Origin of the sequence: Legionella sp. 16cNR16C (assembly GCF_021297775.1) — a bacterium.
GTDB lineage: Bacteria > Pseudomonadota > Gammaproteobacteria > Legionellales > Legionellaceae > Legionella_C > Legionella_C quinlivanii_A.
On record NZ_JAJTMX010000003.1, the window covers coordinates 45026 to 65147 of the forward strand.

Genomic DNA, 20122 nt, shown 5'->3' on the forward strand with positions numbered 1-20122 from the left:
GAACGTCCAGCCACTGGGTTAGGGAACAGGGTGGCTTAGCGTAAGACCATTAAAGTTTCGCCTGAACTTCCCAGGCTCATCAGTTACGCTTGATTAAAAGGTATCAAGAGGGTGCTTGCTAGGCAAGCGGTTTAGTAAGAATATTTTGTCCTGTCGGATATCGCCCGACAGGACAAAATTGCTTAATGAGTTGATTTTACCATGTAAAATCAATAGTTCATTTCTGCGTCACTGCTGAAAGTCGCAGTGACGCAGAAATGAAATAGTCCTGTATTGGAATTGAAAGACAGAGGTATTTTTTATTTATCAATACGTAGATCATTCATATATTTAAAGAACGGAAAACAATTAATTATAAGTGGTGATAATATTAATCAATAAGCTGTGCAAGGCTCATCTTTATATCGTTAATACGGAAGTGATTTAACTTAATTCTATTTCATTCCATTTAGGCCATTTTTGATTATCAATTATTGTCTTTATTGCTTTACACAAATACATGATAATGAAGTCAATAATATCTTTATTTTCCACTAAGGTCTTTTCCGATATATTTCCGGTATGTACAGCTTTGGAGCGGCGATCATAAAACAATTTAATATTTTTTTTAATTTTTTCGCGGCTTTCAATTTCTGCTTCTAAAAACCTCGCTGCTCTTAAGAATAGTCTGTAGCTCAACTCCTTGCTTAGGTTATCGTCTAAAAATACAGCTTCCATTCCTATTCCTAATTCTATGAATTTATCAATCAAATCATTCCTGCGAATAGATCTATTTAGTCGCTCTAAAGGGATTTTTAATTTAGATTTTATATCTGTAGATAATTTCATATAATTGTTACAAATTTTTATGAGTTCGGCTTCTTCATTTAATTCTAATTGATAGCTCGTGTGATTAATTACATCAGAAATATAGCCCCCAGCCCCTCCACCGAAAATCCTTGAATAAGGGACGTTTTCATCGGGTTCCCACCATGTGGCAACTGGAGATGGCGCACATGGCCCAATTAATGTTAGGATTTGACACAAATTCAAAAGATCTTCCTGTTTAGAATTAAAATATTTTAAATGGTTACTATTCCTATTAGTGAATTTAGGGCTAGATTTACTCGGTATTAATAAAGCTGCAGAGGGAGGTTTAAAAGGTGTATTAGCTTGATCTAACACGGGAGGTACCCCCAAATTATTCAAAAAACGACAGTGTTGTATGAAAACAGGATCTTTGATGGATTGAGGGTTATACATTGCTTTAGTAGTGGAATCAGGTAATAAATCAAAAGGGATAAGTTTAATACCATTATTAAGCTCTATTGGAGAATTGATAATTAAACCTACTATGGCAACTATTTCAAAACCATCGATGTCATCTTGGCTTAAAAAGCATTTGAATTTAGAAACTACATTCTGAGGGCTAGTTTGCTGGGATTTATAAATGAACCAATCTGTTAGCATGTTAAGGTTAACGTCTGTGTGGTAGTTTCCCAAAACTAATATTTGATTTGTGAAAGGATGGAATTCTTTATTATTTTTTATAAAGTCTAATATTGCTTGTTTATCTTTTGTTCTTATTAATAGCTCAAATTTATTAGTGTCCATAAAAAGCATCCTTCTAATTAAGTTTGTTGCATGCATTTATATAACTTCTCATCCGAATTATATTAAGAGTTAAAAGTGCAGCAAATAAATAGTATTTATGTGATGGTAGAGTCATATATTAACAATTCCCTGTTATCTATGACCCGATTGTAAAATTAGCTATAGAGATAAATATCTTTCCTCTTCAATTTTTGTTCCATCAGGGTTTTTCCATCGTAACAGTGTTTTATAGGAAGATGGGCTTCCTAAATGCAATGCAGCAATCAAAGAGAATGTTTGCCCTGGTGACAATTTCTTCCATGGGAGTTTTTCTCTATATTCTGATAATGGGATAGGGTTATTATCTGGGTTATCAATAAGTAACTCTATTTCAATATCTAAAGCATCTACAGAGCTGATATTCATTATTCGGAATTTATAACAACTATTGTTTTCTATTAAATCCAACGTTAAGAAAGCTCTTTGAGCGTTAATTTCTTCCCTCGCTAACATTTCTAATTGCTTTTTCGACAATTCAGAGGTACTTTTTTGCAATTCATTTGATTCACGTTGTAGTTTACGTTGGCTAATCCATACCCCAACGCTTATAATAATTGCAACTGAGGCTATGACCACACTTAACATTTCATAAATGGTCATTGTCATTCCTGTGCTCCTTTCATGGTCAATATACATCCTAATTTAATCAGAACTTCAATTTATTACTTATATTCATTCATATTTACGCATAATGAAAGACTCAAATTATATTTTATTGGCGCCTCAGGATTTCTCTCAGATTTTTGTATTTCGCGAAGAATGTATGGGGTACCTTTTTTTAATGAAACCATTACAAGATGAATAAAAAATGTTTCACACAGGTGGAATAAAAAATTGACAATCCCATTCATGTCCTCTGTTATTGAACGAGGCTGTTCTCCAGTGACATACCATTGAGGCACTACAATAATATGCTTGCTATGTAGTTTAAAATTTTCGATATGTGTTTTTTTATCTTCTGGGTGTTCAAAAAAATTTCTTAGACTCATTATTTTAACAACAATTTCATTATTCATTTGGGTGAATTTAGTTAAAAGATGTTCTTTTCCCAATGTGGTTTTGAATTCATTAGCCAGTATTTTAAAATTACTATGCAATCTACACCCTTCGATGAAATAATGAGGTAGAGCACTGATATTCTTAATGACTTTTTTAGCGTGCATAAGAAAGTTGCCACAATTGGATTCAAGGTCGACTACATGTGGGAAAGGATTGTAACCTCGGCCGTTTTTTTCTAATTGCAAACCACTTATTTCAATATCATTGACGATGCTATTAACTTGCGCCTGAATTTTCATGGCTATTTTTTCACAATTGAGTAATTCTTCTTTGCAAGTATGCAGGGCGATTGTAACCGCTTCCTTATTAATTTTTTTTTCAAACCAGGCAGCTTTAAGAATTTCATGATTTTGTAAAAGAGTTCTTGCAACAATACGATTACCGGTACCCACATCACTAGTTGGTGTTGTAATCCATAAGTCGTCATCTTGTGGTTCTATATTTTGATTTGATTGTATGCGAAAAGTTTTGTCTATTTTGTACATTTCCAGAAAAGCTCCGCAAGGACACATTCCTGTAATTCCACCAGTGCCTTCATTCAGCTGAAAACTAATCGCTTTTGAATTGCTTTGAGTTAATTGTGAGTCCATATCTGTGTAATCCATTAAATACTATATATGGTATATGAGTATAGGCAGAATAACAACATCTAGTGCCTTGGTTAATAATTGTTGGTTTCAACAATTAAAGAGTGTATATCTCCTAGATTGTTTTTGGCTTTAACATTTCTTAATGGCAATGGAATTCTAATTTTATAGAGCTCACCGCCATTGACCAAAACAAACGCCTGCCCCTTAGGCAAGGAAATAACATCATTGACATCAATCATAGGAACAGAAGATGTCTGGACTCGATCTTCATTGGTCGTGTTAAAATAAACACCATCCTCGCCATGTGGAGTATCATTAACCATAGAAACCTGCGTGTGATCAACAACACCTACTTGAGGCAGCATTTTAACCAACAGATTAGCTGTTTCCTCATTTTTAACTCGAAGCATAATCAGGGTATTAAAATTGCCTTCTGTTACCTCCGCTTTGGCTTTGGAGCCGAGGGCAACTTCCATGTCCTGTATGGTTTGGGCATAGGCTGTAACCTGAAAACCCGCACCACCGGCTTTATTGAGAATTTTTACAAACGAATCCTGAATAATCTCTGATAGCTCGTCACAGTGCAGGTTCAAACGGTGATGGGCATTGCTTTCCTTATAGATTTTCCCTGCGGTAGAGACTAAATCCGATAAAAAAGCCTTCCCGACTGCTTGTGCTATATTGGGGTTGGTTAAGCTATCAAGACCAATGTAAATGACTTTCTTCTCTTTAATGGCTGTCATTAGTTCAATCTCATTCTGGCTCTGAGTAAATGAGAAAATGCCGGTTGCATTACTTTTGTTTATTTCCGAGAGGACAGGACCAACACTGGCTGTGATTTTGTCATAGTAATGTTTGTCCATAATGGCTGCATCATAGAGATCAATCAGGATCTGATCATGCAGGCTTTCAACATTGCCAGCGGTGATAGTCTTGCTGATATGCTCTTTTATATACTCAGTGACTGCTTTGGTTCTATCCATTGGTGCTGTATTTTTATTTTTGCGGCTCTGACGTTCTTCATGATGCGTTAGTATTGAATCTATATGCTCGTGATAATCCTGGTAATGAGCTGGCATGATGGTGTCTGCATAGGCCATGAGGAGTTGATCAAGACGACTGATATAAAACGCTATGGATTTATAAGTAATGGGTTGTTTCATTTCTTCCAGGCAAATTGCAACGATATTCACGTATTTCCATGCGAAGGCCGCAAATTGTTTTCCTTCTCCCTCCGCAGCAATAGCATCTGTTATACGCGTGGCAACTTCACTGACTTGATCATAGTTTTTTAGTGGATTGTAGTGGGCTGACAGTTCTGGAAAACCCAGATGGACTATACGAAAGTCATTTAAACGACCAGAGGCTTCACTGGCGGCATACATATCGCGAACCAAATCCAAATCGCCTTTGGGATCAACTACAATGACTGCATCGCCATTTCGGATGTCCTGGTTGATGAGAATACTGGCTAGTCTTGTCTTACCTACGCGAGTAGTACCTACCACAAAGGTATGGCCGACTCGCACATCCTGCGGAATATACACTGGGTCATCTTTCTCACCTAAGCCATGCAAATAAGGACTACCCCCAACGGGTGGATCAGGACGAAAGGGATTAATTTTTGATGAACTGTTGAGTAGTTCTGCCAAGTACGATTTTTCATGATTTTGACAAAATTGCCTGACGACCTGGTACCATTTGCCACGTTGCATAAAGGCTTCATTTTTTATTTGCTTGATTTGGTGCAATCGCTGCGTATGGTGGGGCAACCATCGAAAACCTTTGCCAAGAAAGAGCCATTTTTGAGAAACAGGCACTTGAGTCGTGGATAACGCGTAGTAAGGCATGGCAATTAAACGCCGGTGGTAGCGTTTAATTTTAAATGCTTGATATCCCCGAAGTAGACTCAAAGTCATCAAACTTACCGCCGCATAATAGCCCATACCTTGTGTTAATAAAAAAGAGTGAGGCTGAGTTGCAGCAAGCAAGGCGAGTGCTGAGCATGTCATGCAGGTATAAATTTCTGTTGGTTCGCGAAGCAGATTCTCAATTGGGTAATTACTCATGATTATCTCCACCAAACCAAGGCTTCAAAAAAGATCAGAGCTGCCAGTAAATACCATTTTGCATTTAAGGCGGAATTGATTTGCTCTTGTGTTATTTCATGAGAGCTGCGATTTAACAATGCATGGATAACTCGAGGCCAGAACCAGTAGAGGGCAAGAAAAAAGAGGCTATGCAGTAAAAGAAAGCTAAATTGATGTAAATGAAAGAATTGGTTAGCTTGAATTAACTGCGGACTAAACTGGATAAGTTGGGGAGCTAACATCAAAAGCAGGACCACTGGTAGAATATATTTTATTATGGCTATAATGGCTGTACGAATAGATTTATTTAACATGGACAATTCCTCATGATTGGGAAGAACAGTAATCGTAAATCCATGGCCTTTACGGCATTGAGAGTCCTTGGGAAAGTGGCTATTGCTGCTTTACAGGTGATAGCCTCCTTTGCTTCGGACTCGAGAGCAAAGCCTCGTTACACTGCTGGAAAAGCTCAGCAACTTTACGAAGAGGGGGCTATAAGCGGTACTGAATTCGCCCGTCATATTCACGGCGAATAAGATTAACTGGTTCATGTTTTTCCTGCACTGGCAATTTTGGCACCCTGTCTGATAGTGTCGGATGCAGAATTCGCAACCTTATCGCTCTGTTGTCCTGCTTCATTTACTAAAGCGCCTAAGACTGCCCCAGCCTCACCGCCAAAATGGCTGGAAAGTTTTAACAGTAGCATTGGACCGATAAAATAAAACAAGACCGCCATATTTCTCATGGCTGAAACGGCATCATTTTGTCCAAGCGGATCCAGTACGCTGCGTTCAACAAAACCTACCAGATGCCAGAGGTATTGCAGAAAAATTGCTGTAATAAATAATCCACAAATACTGCCCAGTGCCTTGGGATTGTAGCCGCTTAAAGCCAGAACAACTGGTGTCATTATAATGATAAAAAAGTACAAAAAGGCTTGCATTACCGGCAGCGTTTGCATGATTGCTTCACGTTTTAAAGGCGTGGAAGTCCATGATTTTGTCCATTGACCAATGTTAATCAGCCCATGGGAAATTGCACCACCAAAAGCTCCGTTTGTGTTATCCATCATGTTTTTAACACTGTTAGCTTGCATGTCACGGCTGTCATTTAAAAGCATTTTGGCAATATAATCCTCTGAACTTAATTGGCATCCCCATGCTTTTGGATGATCATTTTTAAACGTGCGCACTCTATCTAATACGGCATAATAATTGAGATGGCTATCAAAGACGCTCGCATTGTTGGCCACTTGAACCAAATCGTTTCTCAATTTTGACCACCACTGGTTACAGCTGGGATAGCCTTGCTCTGGAAGATGCTTGGCGTCAATATCACCGCGTTCAGCAGCCTTCTCCAGATTTTTATTAGGCGCTTCATTGAAACTAAATCCAGGAACGGGTTGGCGAGCATATATTGTGTTGTAATACAGGGTTTGGAATACTTTTGAGCCGATCCATTTCAAATCTTCTTCGCCACCGTATTTCTTTAAAATCTCATCCACCTTCGCTTTGTCATGTTTCTCATTGTAATAGCTGCTGCGTGCTTCAAGGAAACACTGGCGATGGAAGTTTAGCGCCTGTTCCCTTACATCGGCTGGTAGATAAGTAGAAATCAAATCGCCTTCAATGGACTGCAAGCTATCAGTACAGCCTGTCACTTTCATCAAGCCATAGGTTAAGCCAGACATATAGTTTTGCAAGATGGCAAATCCTATGGGCATTTTGACGTTAGGGGTTAGCACATCAGCAAAGGCTTCATCATAAGTTGTTCCAGTATCTTTCAATGTAGATGATTTGACATCAGAGTCCTTTTTGATACCGCACATGGGCTTGAAGCTCATGGCCTTTTCTTCAAGTGGAACACAAGGGTAGACAAAGAGTCCACAAATTAAAAAGGTTATTGCCAGTTCATAAAGGAATGTATTCAAGGCTCGTTCAGCAGCATACGTTGTGGAACCAGGCAGGGCTAGCGCCGATTCCAAGAAGCGAAAAGCCACCATAAGAAAGCCAAGAAACAATAGACCTGTTTGCCAGAGCGCATTAAAAATAATTTCATACTGTTGCCAGCCTAGATAGGTGGTATAAAGCGATAATGGGCTAAAAACTATCATATCAGGCTCCATTGAAATTTGGTTTGACATAAACGGCACCATTTTTCACTTGCGATTGCTCATGATCATCACCTGGCAAGCCTTTAGCGATTTCATTACTGCGCATGTCCATTAGAAGCCCTAAGGTTTCAGTCATCATCTTTTTACGCACGTCATTTTCAAATGCGAGAGAATGGATATCATCATCCAGTTTCTTCAAAGCAAATTTCACCATATCCAAAGCAGGTTTCAGGTTTTGCACTTCTTGTACCTGTAAACCGGATTGCAATATTCGGCGCATCATCATGGCCTTATCCAGCATATTTTGTACGGCAATTTCTTCGGCCAGCTTGGATACTGTTAGAATTTGTTCCTCGCGTGGCATCCTTTGAATAGTAATGATGATTTCATCAGTAATCATTAAATTGGAGGCGCTGACCAGTTTGAGTTTTTCTTCAGTGAGTGGCCATTGTTTGTCGACCAGTTGCCACAATGCTTTTGATACGTTGGAGGTGCAAGTATTTGAGCTGTCACAGCTTTGGAGCAACGCCGATAAACCAATCCCTGCCTTGGTATCATGCTTAGTTTTATCCGCCGTATCTTCAGAGCTGCTCACATGGATGTCGCCTAACACCTTTACAGCCCAATTAGCTGCCTCAACCGGCGTTTTCCAGTTTTGAGTCATAGGAGTAACGGTAGTTGGTTGTTGCTCATTATTGAGTGGTTTGCGGTTTAGCAGAATATTGTATCCAGCAATGACTACATCATTAATGACCTTAATAGGGCGTTGATATTTACCACCAGCATTACCACTTTCTTTACCTATCCAGGGCAATCCGTATTCATCTCTTTTTTTAGCTATGTTTTTGGCTGTTGCAGTCACATCAACATTTTCAGTTTTGGCGCGCTTGGCTGCATCCAACCAACCTTGGCTATCAGAAACAGACAACATACTTTCCATTGGTGATTGACCTTCTTCGAGCGTTTTTTTGACATCCTGACAATCTTTTACTTTGACAGAAAATTCATTCATGGCATTTGCTGCGGTATTCTGTAATACATTATACAAGGCAGGCATCGATTGCTGGAGTTTATACATGGGGAAACCAGCTACAGAGCCTTTTAAGTTATCAATAACACCTCCTGGAATATTCATGGCCGAGGATTTCATGTCCTGAAAGGTATTCGTAATGGAAACTACTGGGTTAAATCCGTTGCAGGTAAACCCCAAACGAGTATCGACATTTCCGCCAATCGTGATGGTTTGATCATTATTCACCGGTGGCACATAAAGATTTGATGAGCCACCTAGTTTGTAGTAATAATCCGATTGATTAGGTAACAGTGAGCTGGCAAGTACAGCTTGTGGGATTATCAAGGCGAATAAAGTCACAGGTAATTTAGTCATAATAGTTCCTATCGTTTTTGAGGTTGACCCACTTTGGGATATGACAAGGCATGTACCAGCTTTCCTTTATGCTGAATGCAGCCGCGATATTTGCGCCAGACGACAAAGATATAATTGCCGTTTCCTGATTTTTCATCTTTAATGCCCATATCAGAGTCATTGAATTTAATGTTGCGATTGTTAGGATACACCTCCTGCCAAATGACATTTTTCTGATGGGCATCGAATATCACATTAGCTACCACACAGTTTGGGCCACAAGAGTTGCTCGTGCTTTGACTCACATGAAGGCTGTTTTTATTGGTTACAATGTCTGCTGCATGAAGTGCTGCAACAACGGATGCTCTGAAGCGTGAGGGTTGCGTAACTCGCATAAGTCTTGGAATTTCATGACCCCAGGACTGCGTTGAAGAACCTATATCATGGTTGAATAACAAATCAGGATGCGTTGCCATGTAGGCAATTTCAGCAAGCTCTGTGCGGTCTGAAACCGCATCTGCTTCACTGATATAGTAAGGATAACCAAAGCGTGTTTCAGGCTTATGTGATAAATATGGGAAACGATACACGCCAGCAGGACTGCCAATTACATCGACAACCCGAGTGCGCTCTTCATTGATATGCAGGTCAGAAGTTTGTCCTGCGTCATCGCCAAAGCCAAGTGCTGAACCTGTCGCCAGTTGATAGGCTTTTTGGTACAAAGCCTGGCTTGCCGGATTCTCATAAAGTGCGCGCGCTTCAATCCACGGATTAGTTTCTGGGCGATTAGACACCGTGATAATGAGATCAGGTAAAAACTGTTCGACTGCAGGAACCACTTCCATCTTAGGTGGTAATTTACCTACCGCCCAAGTACAAGAACCAATCACCTTGTAGTGTGTATTGGTAAATAGCTTACTTAATACTTTAGCGGCAATACCAAAACTGGTTTCAGGATGAGGGGGTTCTATGCTTTCATTTGCATGAAGCATTGGGCTAATCAGCATAGAAATAAGCATCATGACTTTGGCTTTGTTTTTTATTTTCAAGTTGTTCGGCGAGCAACTCGGCAGCTTTAAGGACATCATGTTGTTTCTCCAGGGTATGTCGCTGTGCTTTTTCTGATTTTTCAGTCATTAAAAGAGCAAGCAGGTAGCGAGGGGGAATGACACGGAATAATCCCTGGTAACGTGAGCCTAATAAAACTGCTTCAGCATACAAACCTTTTTGCGAATCAATATCCCTGATTAAGGCTTCCTGTTGTGGGGTTAATGATTTATAACGTTTAACATCGGTAATTTCCTTTTCATCAAGTCCTAATAAAATCCAGGTTTCAATTAACGATAAAATTTTAGTGGCCTTTTCCGAATTCATGTCAGTAACGTTTTGGGTAATGGCGACTAGCCAAAGGCCTAGCTTTCTAGCTACTTTAGCAACCAGTAAACACACTGTTACTACGGAGGCGATTTGAAATTGCAAATGGGACTCATCAATAAAAAGAAAAGTAGGGCGGTTGTCGTTTTGAGTGGCTTCTGCCATGGCCAGTATTCTTGGTAATAAAGACACCATGACTAAAGCCAGCTTACCGGTATCATCTTTAATCGCTGAGATATCAATATGGAAGATATCAAAATCGCCTAAAGGTTCAGTGGGGACATTAAAAAAGCGTGATTTGGCGCTGTTAATGACATAACTATTTAATCGGTCGTGCATATCCAAAATACGGTCTTTTTTGCGCGGAACTGTTTCCTTTTCCAATCGCCGTTTAAAGCTACTTACGATATGTTCAGTCAACATTTGTGGGATGCCATGACTAAAGGAAGTTAAGATGGCATCACTTAATACTTCGATTAGCAGCGTTTCATCAGCCAAAGTGAATTGCTCTTCTTCCAAGGCATTGGCTTCAGTAATCATAGTCCGCAATGCCAAGGCCAGTTCTGCTAGATAGGAACGAGAGCCATCATCACAAGTTAGCTCCTCGGAATGAGCAGGCTGTTTAAGATTTTCTTTGAGCGCCATGATTTTTTGCGCAATAAGAGCTGCTTGCTCAGCATTTAGGTTATCCGTAATTTCAGGAATGGCTTTATAGGCTTCACAAAAGGGATTTAATGGAACGGCTTCATTTTTTTTATTACTCAGTAGTAACTGTTTGGTCTTTTTACCGTGGGCTTTGGCATGAATAAGCATCCGGTCAAAGGAATTACCCATTTCAAAAAGGATGATACGAGCATTTTTAGTGGCCATAAGTGAGTTAATCATCCAGCCAGTAGCGACTGATTTACCGCCACCGGAATTGGCGAATAATGCCATGTGGGAGTTTTGGCTGATAAAATCATGATGCAACACGTCAAAGAGAACGGGTTCGCCTAGACGGTTAAAAAAAGTAAAACATGGAAGATGTCTCGCCCCTTGATTGCGTCCGTACACAGGCAATAAGGAAGCTAATTCGGACGCATACATCAGTCGATCAAAACGCAAGTACTGGCGGGCATATTGCGGAATAAAATTAAAAGGTAAGGCATTGAGATAACTGTTAATAGGATGAACATCAAAACAAGAAGAAATCAAAGGCATTTTGGCCTCAATAAATAATTCTTTCAGTTCTTTTTCAATGCGTACTACCTCATCTTTCGTGCTGGCACGATAAAAGATCGATTGATTAACCCAAAATAGACGATTCCCCATAGACAATTCATCGCGTGCGGTTTTGATGTCTGCTTTGACTTGTGAAGGCTTGAGGCTTGTCCCTACAATGCCTTTTTCAAGACGCATAAGATGCGCATCTAAGGCTTCATCATTTTGAAAAATGACCTGAATGGTGTATGTAGAACCTTCGGGCAATTTGTCTAAAAGTGCGTATCGGTGTTTGGGATTAGCTTGTGGCCTTTCCCGTGACAAAAGACCAATTTCAGGAGATTCTTTCAAACCATCGATATAAAGAATACGGTGATGAAGCTCATCAAATATAAACCCATGCTCATCACTTTGTGGTTCATGAAATAAGACATTTTGGCTAAAGGAGAAGCCTGCTGGTTTTTTGTCTTTTGGATAAGGAAAACGAATCAGTAATTCTTCAGCGTTTGCTGCAAACCAGCGTACCAGCCATTGATAGTAATCTTTGCCAGTTAGTTGTTTTAGTTGCAGGCCAGGTGATTGTAGTTTGCTTTCGATTTGAGCCATGACCTCTTGATGCTCTACAAGTGCCTGTTCTCTGGTAGTTTGCCCTTTTTGGTATAGGCGATAAAACAAAACTCTGATTCGTCTTCGTTTACCACGATAAGGAGCGTCAGTTTTTGGATCAATAAATAATCCTTCGGGTCTTGTCATCTTACAAAACAGATCATCCAATCGTGCCAAATAGTCACGGGTAAAAGATGTCTCAGCAATCTCAGGTGAGATGCTTTGCTGAATATGCGTTAGAACCGGTTTCAAACTGTATTCGTCATTGACATACATTTGCATTACCCAGGGATCTTCTTTGTGCAAAGGAACGACAGTGGCAAAGGTATCTCGAATTTTGTTAAAAACAGAGTGTAAGTGTTCGGTTGATGCTGCCTCTGCCGGAATGGAAGCTAACTCAAAGCCTGAGCCAATGCTAATGCCATCATTTAGTAAAAAAAGATTATGCTCATCGTTGAAGTCCACCATAGACAATTGATTGGCGAAAGAGGGGCTATGATTCTCAAATCGTTTTTTTATACGTTGTTGGGTGATTGCTGTTTCATTTTGTTGTCCGAGCAGCCAATCACTGACTTGATTAAATAATTTCATTCTCACTCCACTCCTTAATAACGCTCTGAAGCCAGGGCAAACTGGTTTTGTTTGTAGAGAAAAAAAGCTGTGGTATAGCCTGGTTTTAGCAATTGTTCATCACCGATGAGGGCCACATGGGGAAACACATAAATCGGTATTTGTGGGTTATCCAAAGGCTTGAACAAGTGTTGAATCTCGTTGGAAGCATCTCGTGTATACCCTGAATAATTAACCGTGGTGGTCTGCCTTTTAGGAACAGACCAGCTGGGCATCGCCTCACCTAAGCTTTGCTGATAAAGCTGACTAACAGTCAGACCGCCTTCGGGAATGGCTGCAGAGCTGACTGAGGTAGAAGCACAGGCACTTAATACCAAGATACTACCTAAGGCTAAAATCGTGTGCAGTTTGCTGTAAATGACCATAATCTAATACTCTCCCATTGGTTTCTTTATCAAGGTTGATGGTTTGGGTTATGTGAAACGAAAGCTGTGTCGGTCTGTATCCAATCGATGCAGGAACAAAAACCATGTCGAAACTGCCCTGAATGCGTTTCTCAAGCCAATCAGCTCCCTTCGTTGTTCCCTGGGAAAGAGCGCCACCCAAGGCGTAACTGCTCATAGAGCCAGTAGGTATACTGGTTGTTCCATTAGCATTGGCGGTAGAGGTCATCTGCCATTGAGAAAGCGCATCACCAAATCCTTTGATGCCATCTGAAGCCATGAGTGCTGTCAGTACTCTAGGCGCATTGGTGAAATATTGGCCTTTAATGCAAGGATTGCCAAAAGCAGTGGTGAGATAGCCTAAACTTTCGTTATTGACCATTTCAGCGGTTCCGCTCATCTGCTCTTTGCCAACGGTAACAAAATGGCCATCATCAAAAACAAATAAGGCGGATGTCACATACGCTCGAACACAACTGATATTATCTAAAAAAGAGCCAACGCCTATGGCATAACCATTCACTTTCATACCGGAGATATCAGGGGGCAAAGGGATCCCATTGGCTGCCATTAGATCCCCACGATTAATAATGGCGGAGAAGGGAAAAAGCGGTTGCATTAATTTCCCCTCAACTGGTACTTCCCCAATCAGAGCAGACAACAAGGTAGTGCGGCCCAGATCAGAGCCTGCTGGAATGGTGTAGAAGGGAATGGATTTTTTGCTTTCACTCTTGGCTGAATCTGATTTAGTTTGTTGGGTGAGTGCCTTGCTTTTTTCTTTCAACCGCTCCCAATAAGCCAGTTCGGTTTGATTGTTTTCTTGTTTCATTAATAAGAGATCAATATCTTTAATATTCTTCTCTTCAGGAACTGACGTTGCTGAACTTTGAACTACATAAGGCTTGTCTTGTGATGTTTCATTCGCTATTTTTAATGAGGCAATCTCCGCTTTAAGCTTTTCCAGCTCTTTAATAAGTTCAGGATTATTGTTTTCTGTTCCCTCTGAAGTGCTTAATTTAAGGCGATTATTTTCAGATTCAAGGCTGGCCAGTTTCTTCTCGGTTTCTTGTAACCTCGCGGCAACATCACGTATGTTGTCGTTAAACTGGCTGGCAATGGCTTCATTCAGATTATTGGGGTCGCTTTGTTGTTTGATAGGCTCATTGGAATGATGGTTGCTATTCATTAAAATGAGTACAGCCACACCAACTACAACCCCGGTTAATACCTTTAATCCAGCATTTTTTTTCATCGTACATACTCCCGGCTACCTGCTAACGCAGTACTAAAAGGCCTATCAGAAACCAGAAAGGCAGTGGTTGTATCCTCTTTGCCTCGAGGCGCTAAAGTATTGCGGGGGTAAAAGGTGGCTGTTTGCCAATTGCCTATCATCTGTCGAGGATCGACAATGAGCTCTTTGTTTAACAGATTTCTTAGTTCTACTGCGGTGATAAAAAAAGGTCCTCCATGCCAGGAAATTAATGGGCGTGCTTCAATACTAGCGCCATAAAACAAATTGATTTGGCGTCTGGTTTGCATAGGCGTTCTGCCTATTCCCTCAGGAATGACTAATAATCTTTGTGGTGCATACAATGACTGAATGGCAAAACGGGTCAGTGTGATAGCATTCCAGTCAAAAGCATTGGCGGATTCTTGAGTGGTGTTGCTCGACTCTTCCTTATTCTCAAGCAATATTTCAATGGGTTTATTAGCAACGATTTTTTCTTTGGTGGTGAGGTTAAGGATAATTACTTCACCCTGAGGCATGAGCTGTACTAGAAGACGTTTGTTTTCAAAAGATTCTTTTCCTTTGAGATATAAAGTATCCTGAACTTTGAGCACTGCAATTTTATTACCTGCTTCATTATCCACAATGCTGACTGCCTGAGGGAAATGAACCAGCCGCTCTTCATTCAGAGATAAGTCCAGGGGAATGGGAGTTTTATCCCATAATATGTGCTCAGCATCGAGAGCAAATGTTTGAATACTGCAAGTCATGATCATCAAAGCCAATAACCATTTAAATTTTCTCATGTGGTTTCTCCTCCGCGTGCGTAGCTAACAAATCTTTAACGAGGGTTTCTGGTTGGGTGTACCCATCAAGGGCTAACTGAAAGGGATTTTGCAGACGAGACAAATTTACTTTAACGACCCGGATATGGTAATCAACCACCTTATCGGCAATGACCATAGGGCTGTCATCTTTCAATCTTTGGGTAATCCGCAAGATTAAATGGACTTCCCATGTATTATCATCCAGAAGCCTTACATCACCGTCTTCCATGAAACGATAAAGGCTTGCCACTTGGGCACGGTTGAAGAGTTGGGCATCCTTGTAAGCGGCTAATGTTTTTTCCATTAATTGCTGATAGCGAGGAGTAAAGTAATAATGGAAGCCCGCGAGATTATTAGTGAACTCTGTTTTTCCGGTGTTTGACCAGGTATTTAATGCAGGTATCAATGTGGCAGCAAAGCTTTGTACATATTCTTTTGGAACCTGATTTTCTTTAATTAAGCCCCCGTTGATTGTCATGGCTGGCGTGAGCCAAAATTCAAAGCGATTAGGCAACTTAGCAAGCGTAATAAGCAACCCCACTACAATTAAAATGAGTACAGTAAGAAATGCCAGTAGCAAGCGATTGATATGATTTAAACTGTCAACTTTTTTCCAGTAATTAAACATGGGATTGCCTCACGATTTTGGATTTTTGCCAGGTACCGATATGGTGAAGATAGGGGGAGCGCCTTAATCCCAGACGAGTCAGAATTAAAATGGTTTTCTTCATTAAATAACCATGCGGTTTTCCTGCTTTCAAACGGGCGGCACGTTTAGGGCAAACGGTAATAGAGGCAATAAAACCCACTAGAAAACCGACACAGCCACAAGCGAGAGGATATCCCGTGAAGAAACCGCATAGGCTAAACAGAAGACTTATGATGGGCGTTGTGACAACTACTATCCAGAATAGCTCTCTTAGACTTAAGCCCTTATAGGCCTCATAATCATGAGACAAATGACGAGATGACGGTTGGTTCATTGGGCAATACCTTAAATCTTGAATTTGGTTATCATGCTGTATCCCACATAACCTGCGACAATACTGATGGCCAGATAGGTTATTCCCATGACAGCAAAGGTACCGAAGGCCACCATAGAGCCGTCATTCTTCTTGGACTCTTCAATACCATGTTGTACCGTTGTGATGAATTTGATAAAACTCATAACCGCTGCAATAAACAACAATAGCCCCAAGCCTTGTCTGACATAGTTTCCAGTAACCGTCATCATGCTTTTATTGCCGTCACTGATATCATCTGCGTTAGAAATCTTTGGAAACCAGTTGTCAGCAAATAAAGCTGGGGCATAATTTAAGGTTATAAGACCCAAACTTAGCCGTTTTACCCATTGCTTTGCGGTGATGATAGTTTTGTTCATAGTTAACTCCCCTTGACGATTAAAATAAGAATGAATAAACAAAATCCTAAAACGATGCGGATTAAGCGTGAGCCGAGAAGTATCAGAAAACCTTCCTGCTCTTTTTCTGTATGACCCATGAAATGGTTGATGCACCACATCACAGCTATGATGACCAGCATGATGGCGATAAAACGGATGCAACCAGAGTAACTACTTGCTGCGGTATCTCCGGCGGCCTGTTTGAAACTTGCTGCGAATGTTTTAGCGATATCAATTTTGTTCATAGCTATTTACCGATAAAATCAAGCGGCAGCGGCTTAATGGTTTTAGGTTCGATAGCGGGCTTATTGATGTAGTCAATCAAGGCATTTCGGATAGCTAGTAAATCATTACGAAGACCTGCGTGAGTTTTGCCATCAGCTCCTTCAAAAGACTCAATATGCAATCGAATTCGAGTGTTAGGTTCAATTTCACCCTGTGCCTCATCTAGTAAAGGCATAAGCGCATTAATCTGGTTAATAACTCTGACTAATGTTTGATTTAAGGCTTCTTCACTGGCATGAGACGCAAAAGACAGGCTTAACATCATCACTAATAACAGTCGTTTCATTTTTCCTCCTTACAAATATTTCTTGAAGCGGCTTGCGGTGACAGAAACGATGACACTTAACAAGATGCTGACTGGTACGAATACAAAAGCAGGTGTAATGCTTATGGGGATTGCTAGCCATACAGCCAGCAACATTAATAAACCTCGTTTGAAATAATGATTTAAGCGATGGAAGACATAAGAAGACTCTCGTCCTAAAGAGGCTGTGCGAATGGCGCGCTGATTAAGCCCGTCAATAAGACCCGCAGTCATGGCCAGTATAAATAAGGGGATAGCCGCCAAAAGGATAAGCAGTTTTATCAACATAATTTTTACCGTAAGACTGATTAGCAACCAGAGCTGATTACTGATGCGGATGAAGTCATCAGCAATCTCACTAAGCTCTGAGCTTGTTTCAGGAAGTACGTTGTCCAGCTCATTCTCAATTAACAGACGCGCCTGCGTTATTTTCTGAGTGACTTCACGGGTAGGGAGGAGTCCGAACCATGTGTTAACTTTTTCTGCTATTGTCGTATCATTAAAATCAGCAACAGCTGATGTCTGTTTTTTGGATAATGTAGTCGCCGAATTAAAGGCGGTATCAAAATCTGAAAAGCACCAAAGACTTAAAACCCAACCCAATAAAATCAACCAGCCCAATAGAATGAGTAATAAAAGGCTCATAATGATTCTTTTGGATTGTTTAGCGGGCTGAGTTTTTATTGCCATAATTCACCTTCAATAAATGCCAGTGGGTAATGGTCTTCTTGAAAGAGGGCCATCAAGTCATCTACATTGGCGGGTAGCAAGGAGGCTTTGGTCAGTTGTTGAAGTGTTTGTAATTGCTCGCTTTCTGTTACATTGGTAACAAATCCTAACGCATGGGCTGCTTCTAATTCTTCCGTATGTTCTTGAAGCCATTGCCGTGAAACCTCATCATCGCCAATAATAAAAACAGGCTGGGTGAAGTTTGTCAGTTTGAGCGGTTTTCTATTTACTTTTCCCACAGTTGCTTCGCTAGATACAGGTAAGCGTGCATCAAGTTTTTCCTGAAGCTTTAGAGATTCTTCGGTTAATTGAGATTGCATCTCTTTGATATATTGTTCTGTATTGATGATTTGCCATGCATAGCAAGAAATACTCATCAATAAACCAGCAATAACAGAAAGCTTCTTCATTAAAACCTCCCCAAATCAACGATGCTTGATTGACCATTTTTTGACAGTAGCAGCAAGGGGGATGTCTTCTTTGTTACATTGAGTGCCTGGTAATTGAGGTCACCATGATTCAAACTAATTTGACCGCTATTCACTAGATGTTGTGGTATTTGATGTTTATTAGCCCATATCTGGACAGACGCATCATCGAAGCCCAGCAACATTAAATGCAAACGTGTATTCGGTGTTTGTTCTATTGCCTCGGTAAGCATCAGTACAATGGTTTTGGCCGTATCCGTTTCTTTAACAAAAAAATAGAGAGTATCGCCTTGGGCTAACTGAACTGGCTTATGGGCATAGGGTGAATAGGGGGATGGATCAAAATCACCAATCACCGGGACATTTGCAAACAACTTGTTATACGCTTTATAAAAGGCATTATTCCATGCAATATTTTTGCTGACCTTCTGCGCTTCTTGTTTTGCTGCCAGCTCTGCAAAATGATTGCGTTCTATTTCATTTCTGGCATTAAGACCCAGAATATCAATCGGCGTTTGTCTTAACCCTTTGTAATAGAATTTGCTTTTATTTTGCATGAGCAAGAGATATCTTTTTTCTTCCTCTGGCGTTAATCCCCATACTTTTGCTTCATGAAGCTGGTTCTCATCTAGTTTGATTTGATTGATGTCTTGTTCAGAGGTCGTATCATCTTCATTAAGGGTTAATCCTGTTTTCGCCAATGTCTGATCTTCAATGGCCAGAGTATTTAGCGGCTGTTGATCTAAACCCGGAATGTTTAGCTCTGCATGTGCAACTTCACCCGTGAACAAGGCAAGCATTAATACTGGATATTTAAGCATTTTGATCACCGGGAATGTCAGCTTCCATAGCTACAACAACACGCTCTTTTTTGCTGTTTTCAAGTTCAATACGTTGTTGGCCAAAATCAATCTGCAAGACCTTCCAACCGGCTAGTTTGTCGTTTTTTTCCAATGAAATGGTTTTGAAATCATATGCAACAGTAGCGACACTAACTTGCTGAATGCTGTCAATGCTGATGAGCTTAAAAGGTAAAGCAGTTATAGGCAGGTATTTAACGGGATGTTCCTTTTTATCGAGCGAATTAATTACCTCATGCAGTGCGTCCAGCTTGTGGGATAAGTCTGCACGATTCTCGTTGATAAGCTGGTGCATAGTGTTGTCATCTTTGGATTTGAGTTCCTCAATCAATGTGGTTAATTTATTGAAGTCCTGATTGATGGTACTAAAATCCATCTTCTCCTCAGGTTTTCTTGCTGCCTGTTGCAAGTTACCGATCTGGGTCTGAATATCATTTAAACGAGTAGTTATAATCTCGACATCTTTTGTTTTTCCCAGAAAATGGCATTTGATTAGAATAAACCCGCTGATGAGCGCTATCCCCAAACTTGCGATACTTATATATTTTGTGATTAAGGGACAAGTAATCATTATTTACTCCTCGGCTTAACAGTTGGTTTTAATTGAAAATTCACCTGGCGCAGCAAGAAGTCTTCAATCAGGGTAAAGGCTTGTTGGCCAACAAGGACCTCTAGGCCGTCTTTGACAGTTAATGGCCCTAAGTTTCTGTCAATCTGAGGTAAGGATTGAGACATAACCGCCTGCAGGCTTTCAGACTGCCTTTCTTTAGCGACCAATGTGAAACCTGAATACCGAAGCCACCATTCAATGGCCTGACCTATGGTTTTAACTTCTTGAGGAAAATGAATTTGCTGTACCGCTAATAATGGGTTTACCTGGGCAGCCAGTGGCTTATTAACAACGGTGGCATAGCGGTTAATTTGTGTAACATTTGCTGCCTGAGTTGTTAGGGCAACCAAGGCTAAAGAAGTAACAAATGATAATTTCAACATGGCAAAACTCCAGCCAAGCTTTA

The 20122-nt window shown here is 40.4% G+C and carries 23 protein-coding genes; 1 reads left to right on the top strand and 22 read right to left on the bottom strand.

Annotated elements, in window-relative coordinates:
• Nucleotides 1–423: 423 nt before the first annotated feature.
• From LXA66_RS10180 to LXA66_RS10200, 5 genes are all read right to left on the bottom strand, one after another.
• Nucleotides 424–1593, bottom strand: coding sequence for a HEPN domain-containing protein (locus LXA66_RS10180; protein ID WP_233013077.1), 1170 nt, complete (start codon nucleotides 1591–1593; stop codon nucleotides 424–426).
• A gap of 159 nt (nucleotides 1594–1752) precedes the next feature.
• The gene (locus LXA66_RS10185; RefSeq protein WP_233013078.1) at nucleotides 1753–2232 is read right to left on the bottom strand and encodes a hypothetical protein; all 480 of its coding nucleotides are present in this window, start codon (nucleotides 2230–2232) and stop codon (nucleotides 1753–1755) included.
• 62 nt (nucleotides 2233–2294) lie between these two features.
• Nucleotides 2295–3281, bottom strand: a complete 987-nt coding sequence (locus LXA66_RS10190) for a hypothetical protein (RefSeq protein WP_233013079.1) — start codon at nucleotides 3279–3281, stop codon at nucleotides 2295–2297.
• A gap of 71 nt (nucleotides 3282–3352) precedes the next feature.
• Nucleotides 3353–5350: a type IV conjugative transfer system coupling protein TraD gene (gene traD / locus LXA66_RS10195; protein WP_233013080.1), complete on the bottom strand. Its 1998-nt coding sequence runs from the start codon at nucleotides 5348–5350 to the stop codon at nucleotides 3353–3355.
• A gap of 2 nt (nucleotides 5351–5352) precedes the next feature.
• Nucleotides 5353–5685 (bottom strand): hypothetical protein, encoded by a 333-nt coding sequence (locus LXA66_RS10200; protein WP_233013081.1) that lies wholly within the window; start codon nucleotides 5683–5685, stop codon nucleotides 5353–5355.
• Between the two features lie 12 nt (nucleotides 5686–5697).
• Between LXA66_RS10200 and LXA66_RS10205 the strand changes: the two genes are divergently transcribed.
• Nucleotides 5698–5907 carry a hypothetical protein gene (locus tag LXA66_RS10205; RefSeq protein ID WP_233013082.1) on the top strand — a complete coding sequence of 70 codons (210 nt, stop codon included), beginning with the start codon at nucleotides 5698–5700 and terminating at the stop codon, nucleotides 5905–5907.
• Between the two features lie 11 nt (nucleotides 5908–5918).
• Here the strand turns inward: LXA66_RS10205 and LXA66_RS10210 are convergent, their stop codons facing one another.
• From LXA66_RS10210 to LXA66_RS10290, 17 genes are read right to left on the bottom strand one after another with little or no spacing between them, the layout of a single operon-like run.
• On the bottom strand, nucleotides 5919–7484 hold the full coding sequence (locus LXA66_RS10210; protein WP_233013083.1) for a conjugal transfer protein TraG N-terminal domain-containing protein: 1566 nt from the start codon (nucleotides 7482–7484) through the stop codon (nucleotides 5919–5921).
• A 1-nt stretch (nucleotide 7485) separates the two neighbouring features.
• Nucleotides 7486–8871: an integrating conjugative element protein gene (locus LXA66_RS10215; RefSeq protein ID WP_233013084.1), complete on the bottom strand. Its 1386-nt coding sequence runs from the start codon at nucleotides 8869–8871 to the stop codon at nucleotides 7486–7488.
• Nucleotides 8872–8879: 8 nt separating this feature from the next.
• Nucleotides 8880–9872: a TIGR03756 family integrating conjugative element protein gene (locus LXA66_RS10220; RefSeq protein ID WP_233013085.1), complete on the bottom strand. Its 993-nt coding sequence runs from the start codon at nucleotides 9870–9872 to the stop codon at nucleotides 8880–8882.
• On the bottom strand, nucleotides 9847–12621 hold the full coding sequence (locus LXA66_RS10225) for a conjugative transfer ATPase (protein ID WP_233013086.1): 2775 nt from the start codon (nucleotides 12619–12621) through the stop codon (nucleotides 9847–9849). The genes LXA66_RS10220 and LXA66_RS10225 overlap by 26 nt, the downstream gene beginning before the upstream one ends.
• A gap of 14 nt (nucleotides 12622–12635) precedes the next feature.
• The gene (locus LXA66_RS10230) at nucleotides 12636–13025 is read right to left on the bottom strand and encodes a TIGR03751 family conjugal transfer lipoprotein (RefSeq protein ID WP_233013087.1); all 390 of its coding nucleotides are present in this window, start codon (nucleotides 13023–13025) and stop codon (nucleotides 12636–12638) included.
• Nucleotides 12982–14295 carry a TIGR03752 family integrating conjugative element protein gene (locus tag LXA66_RS10235; RefSeq protein WP_233013088.1) on the bottom strand — a complete coding sequence of 438 codons (1314 nt, stop codon included), beginning with the start codon at nucleotides 14293–14295 and terminating at the stop codon, nucleotides 12982–12984. The genes LXA66_RS10230 and LXA66_RS10235 overlap by 44 nt, the downstream gene beginning before the upstream one ends.
• Nucleotides 14292–15077 carry a TIGR03749 family integrating conjugative element protein gene (locus LXA66_RS10240; protein ID WP_233013089.1) on the bottom strand — a complete coding sequence of 262 codons (786 nt, stop codon included), beginning with the start codon at nucleotides 15075–15077 and terminating at the stop codon, nucleotides 14292–14294. Before LXA66_RS10240 ends, LXA66_RS10235 begins: the two co-directional genes overlap by 4 nt.
• Complete coding sequence (locus LXA66_RS10245; RefSeq protein WP_233013090.1) at nucleotides 15064–15726, bottom strand: DUF2895 family protein; 663 nt, start codon at nucleotides 15724–15726, stop codon at nucleotides 15064–15066. Before LXA66_RS10245 ends, LXA66_RS10240 begins: the two co-directional genes overlap by 14 nt.
• The gene (locus tag LXA66_RS10250) at nucleotides 15719–16081 is read right to left on the bottom strand and encodes a TIGR03750 family conjugal transfer protein (RefSeq protein ID WP_233013091.1); all 363 of its coding nucleotides are present in this window, start codon (nucleotides 16079–16081) and stop codon (nucleotides 15719–15721) included. Before LXA66_RS10250 ends, LXA66_RS10245 begins: the two co-directional genes overlap by 8 nt.
• Nucleotides 16082–16092: 11 nt before the next feature.
• Nucleotides 16093–16479, bottom strand: a complete 387-nt coding sequence (locus tag LXA66_RS10255) for a hypothetical protein (protein WP_233013092.1) — start codon at nucleotides 16477–16479, stop codon at nucleotides 16093–16095.
• Between the two features lie 2 nt (nucleotides 16480–16481).
• Nucleotides 16482–16745 carry a hypothetical protein gene (locus LXA66_RS10260; protein ID WP_233013093.1) on the bottom strand — a complete coding sequence of 88 codons (264 nt, stop codon included), beginning with the start codon at nucleotides 16743–16745 and terminating at the stop codon, nucleotides 16482–16484.
• Between the two features lie 2 nt (nucleotides 16746–16747).
• Complete coding sequence (locus LXA66_RS10265; protein ID WP_233013094.1) at nucleotides 16748–17071, bottom strand: hypothetical protein; 324 nt, start codon at nucleotides 17069–17071, stop codon at nucleotides 16748–16750.
• A 9-nt stretch (nucleotides 17072–17080) separates the two neighbouring features.
• Nucleotides 17081–17779, bottom strand: coding sequence for a TIGR03747 family integrating conjugative element membrane protein (locus LXA66_RS10270; RefSeq protein WP_233013095.1), 699 nt, complete (start codon nucleotides 17777–17779; stop codon nucleotides 17081–17083).
• Entirely contained in the window at nucleotides 17770–18228 is a 459-nt protein-coding gene (locus LXA66_RS10275; protein WP_233013096.1) for an integrating conjugative element protein, read from the bottom strand. Before LXA66_RS10275 ends, LXA66_RS10270 begins: the two co-directional genes overlap by 10 nt.
• The gene (locus LXA66_RS10280) at nucleotides 18228–19067 is read right to left on the bottom strand and encodes a TIGR03759 family integrating conjugative element protein (RefSeq protein WP_233013097.1); all 840 of its coding nucleotides are present in this window, start codon (nucleotides 19065–19067) and stop codon (nucleotides 18228–18230) included. Before LXA66_RS10280 ends, LXA66_RS10275 begins: the two co-directional genes overlap by 1 nt.
• Nucleotides 19060–19677, bottom strand: a complete 618-nt coding sequence (locus LXA66_RS10285) for a hypothetical protein (RefSeq protein WP_233013098.1) — start codon at nucleotides 19675–19677, stop codon at nucleotides 19060–19062. Before LXA66_RS10285 ends, LXA66_RS10280 begins: the two co-directional genes overlap by 8 nt.
• Entirely contained in the window at nucleotides 19677–20099 is a 423-nt protein-coding gene (locus LXA66_RS10290) for a hypothetical protein (RefSeq protein ID WP_233013099.1), read from the bottom strand. The genes LXA66_RS10285 and LXA66_RS10290 overlap by 1 nt, the downstream gene beginning before the upstream one ends.
• Between the last annotated feature and the right edge of the window lie 23 nt (nucleotides 20100–20122).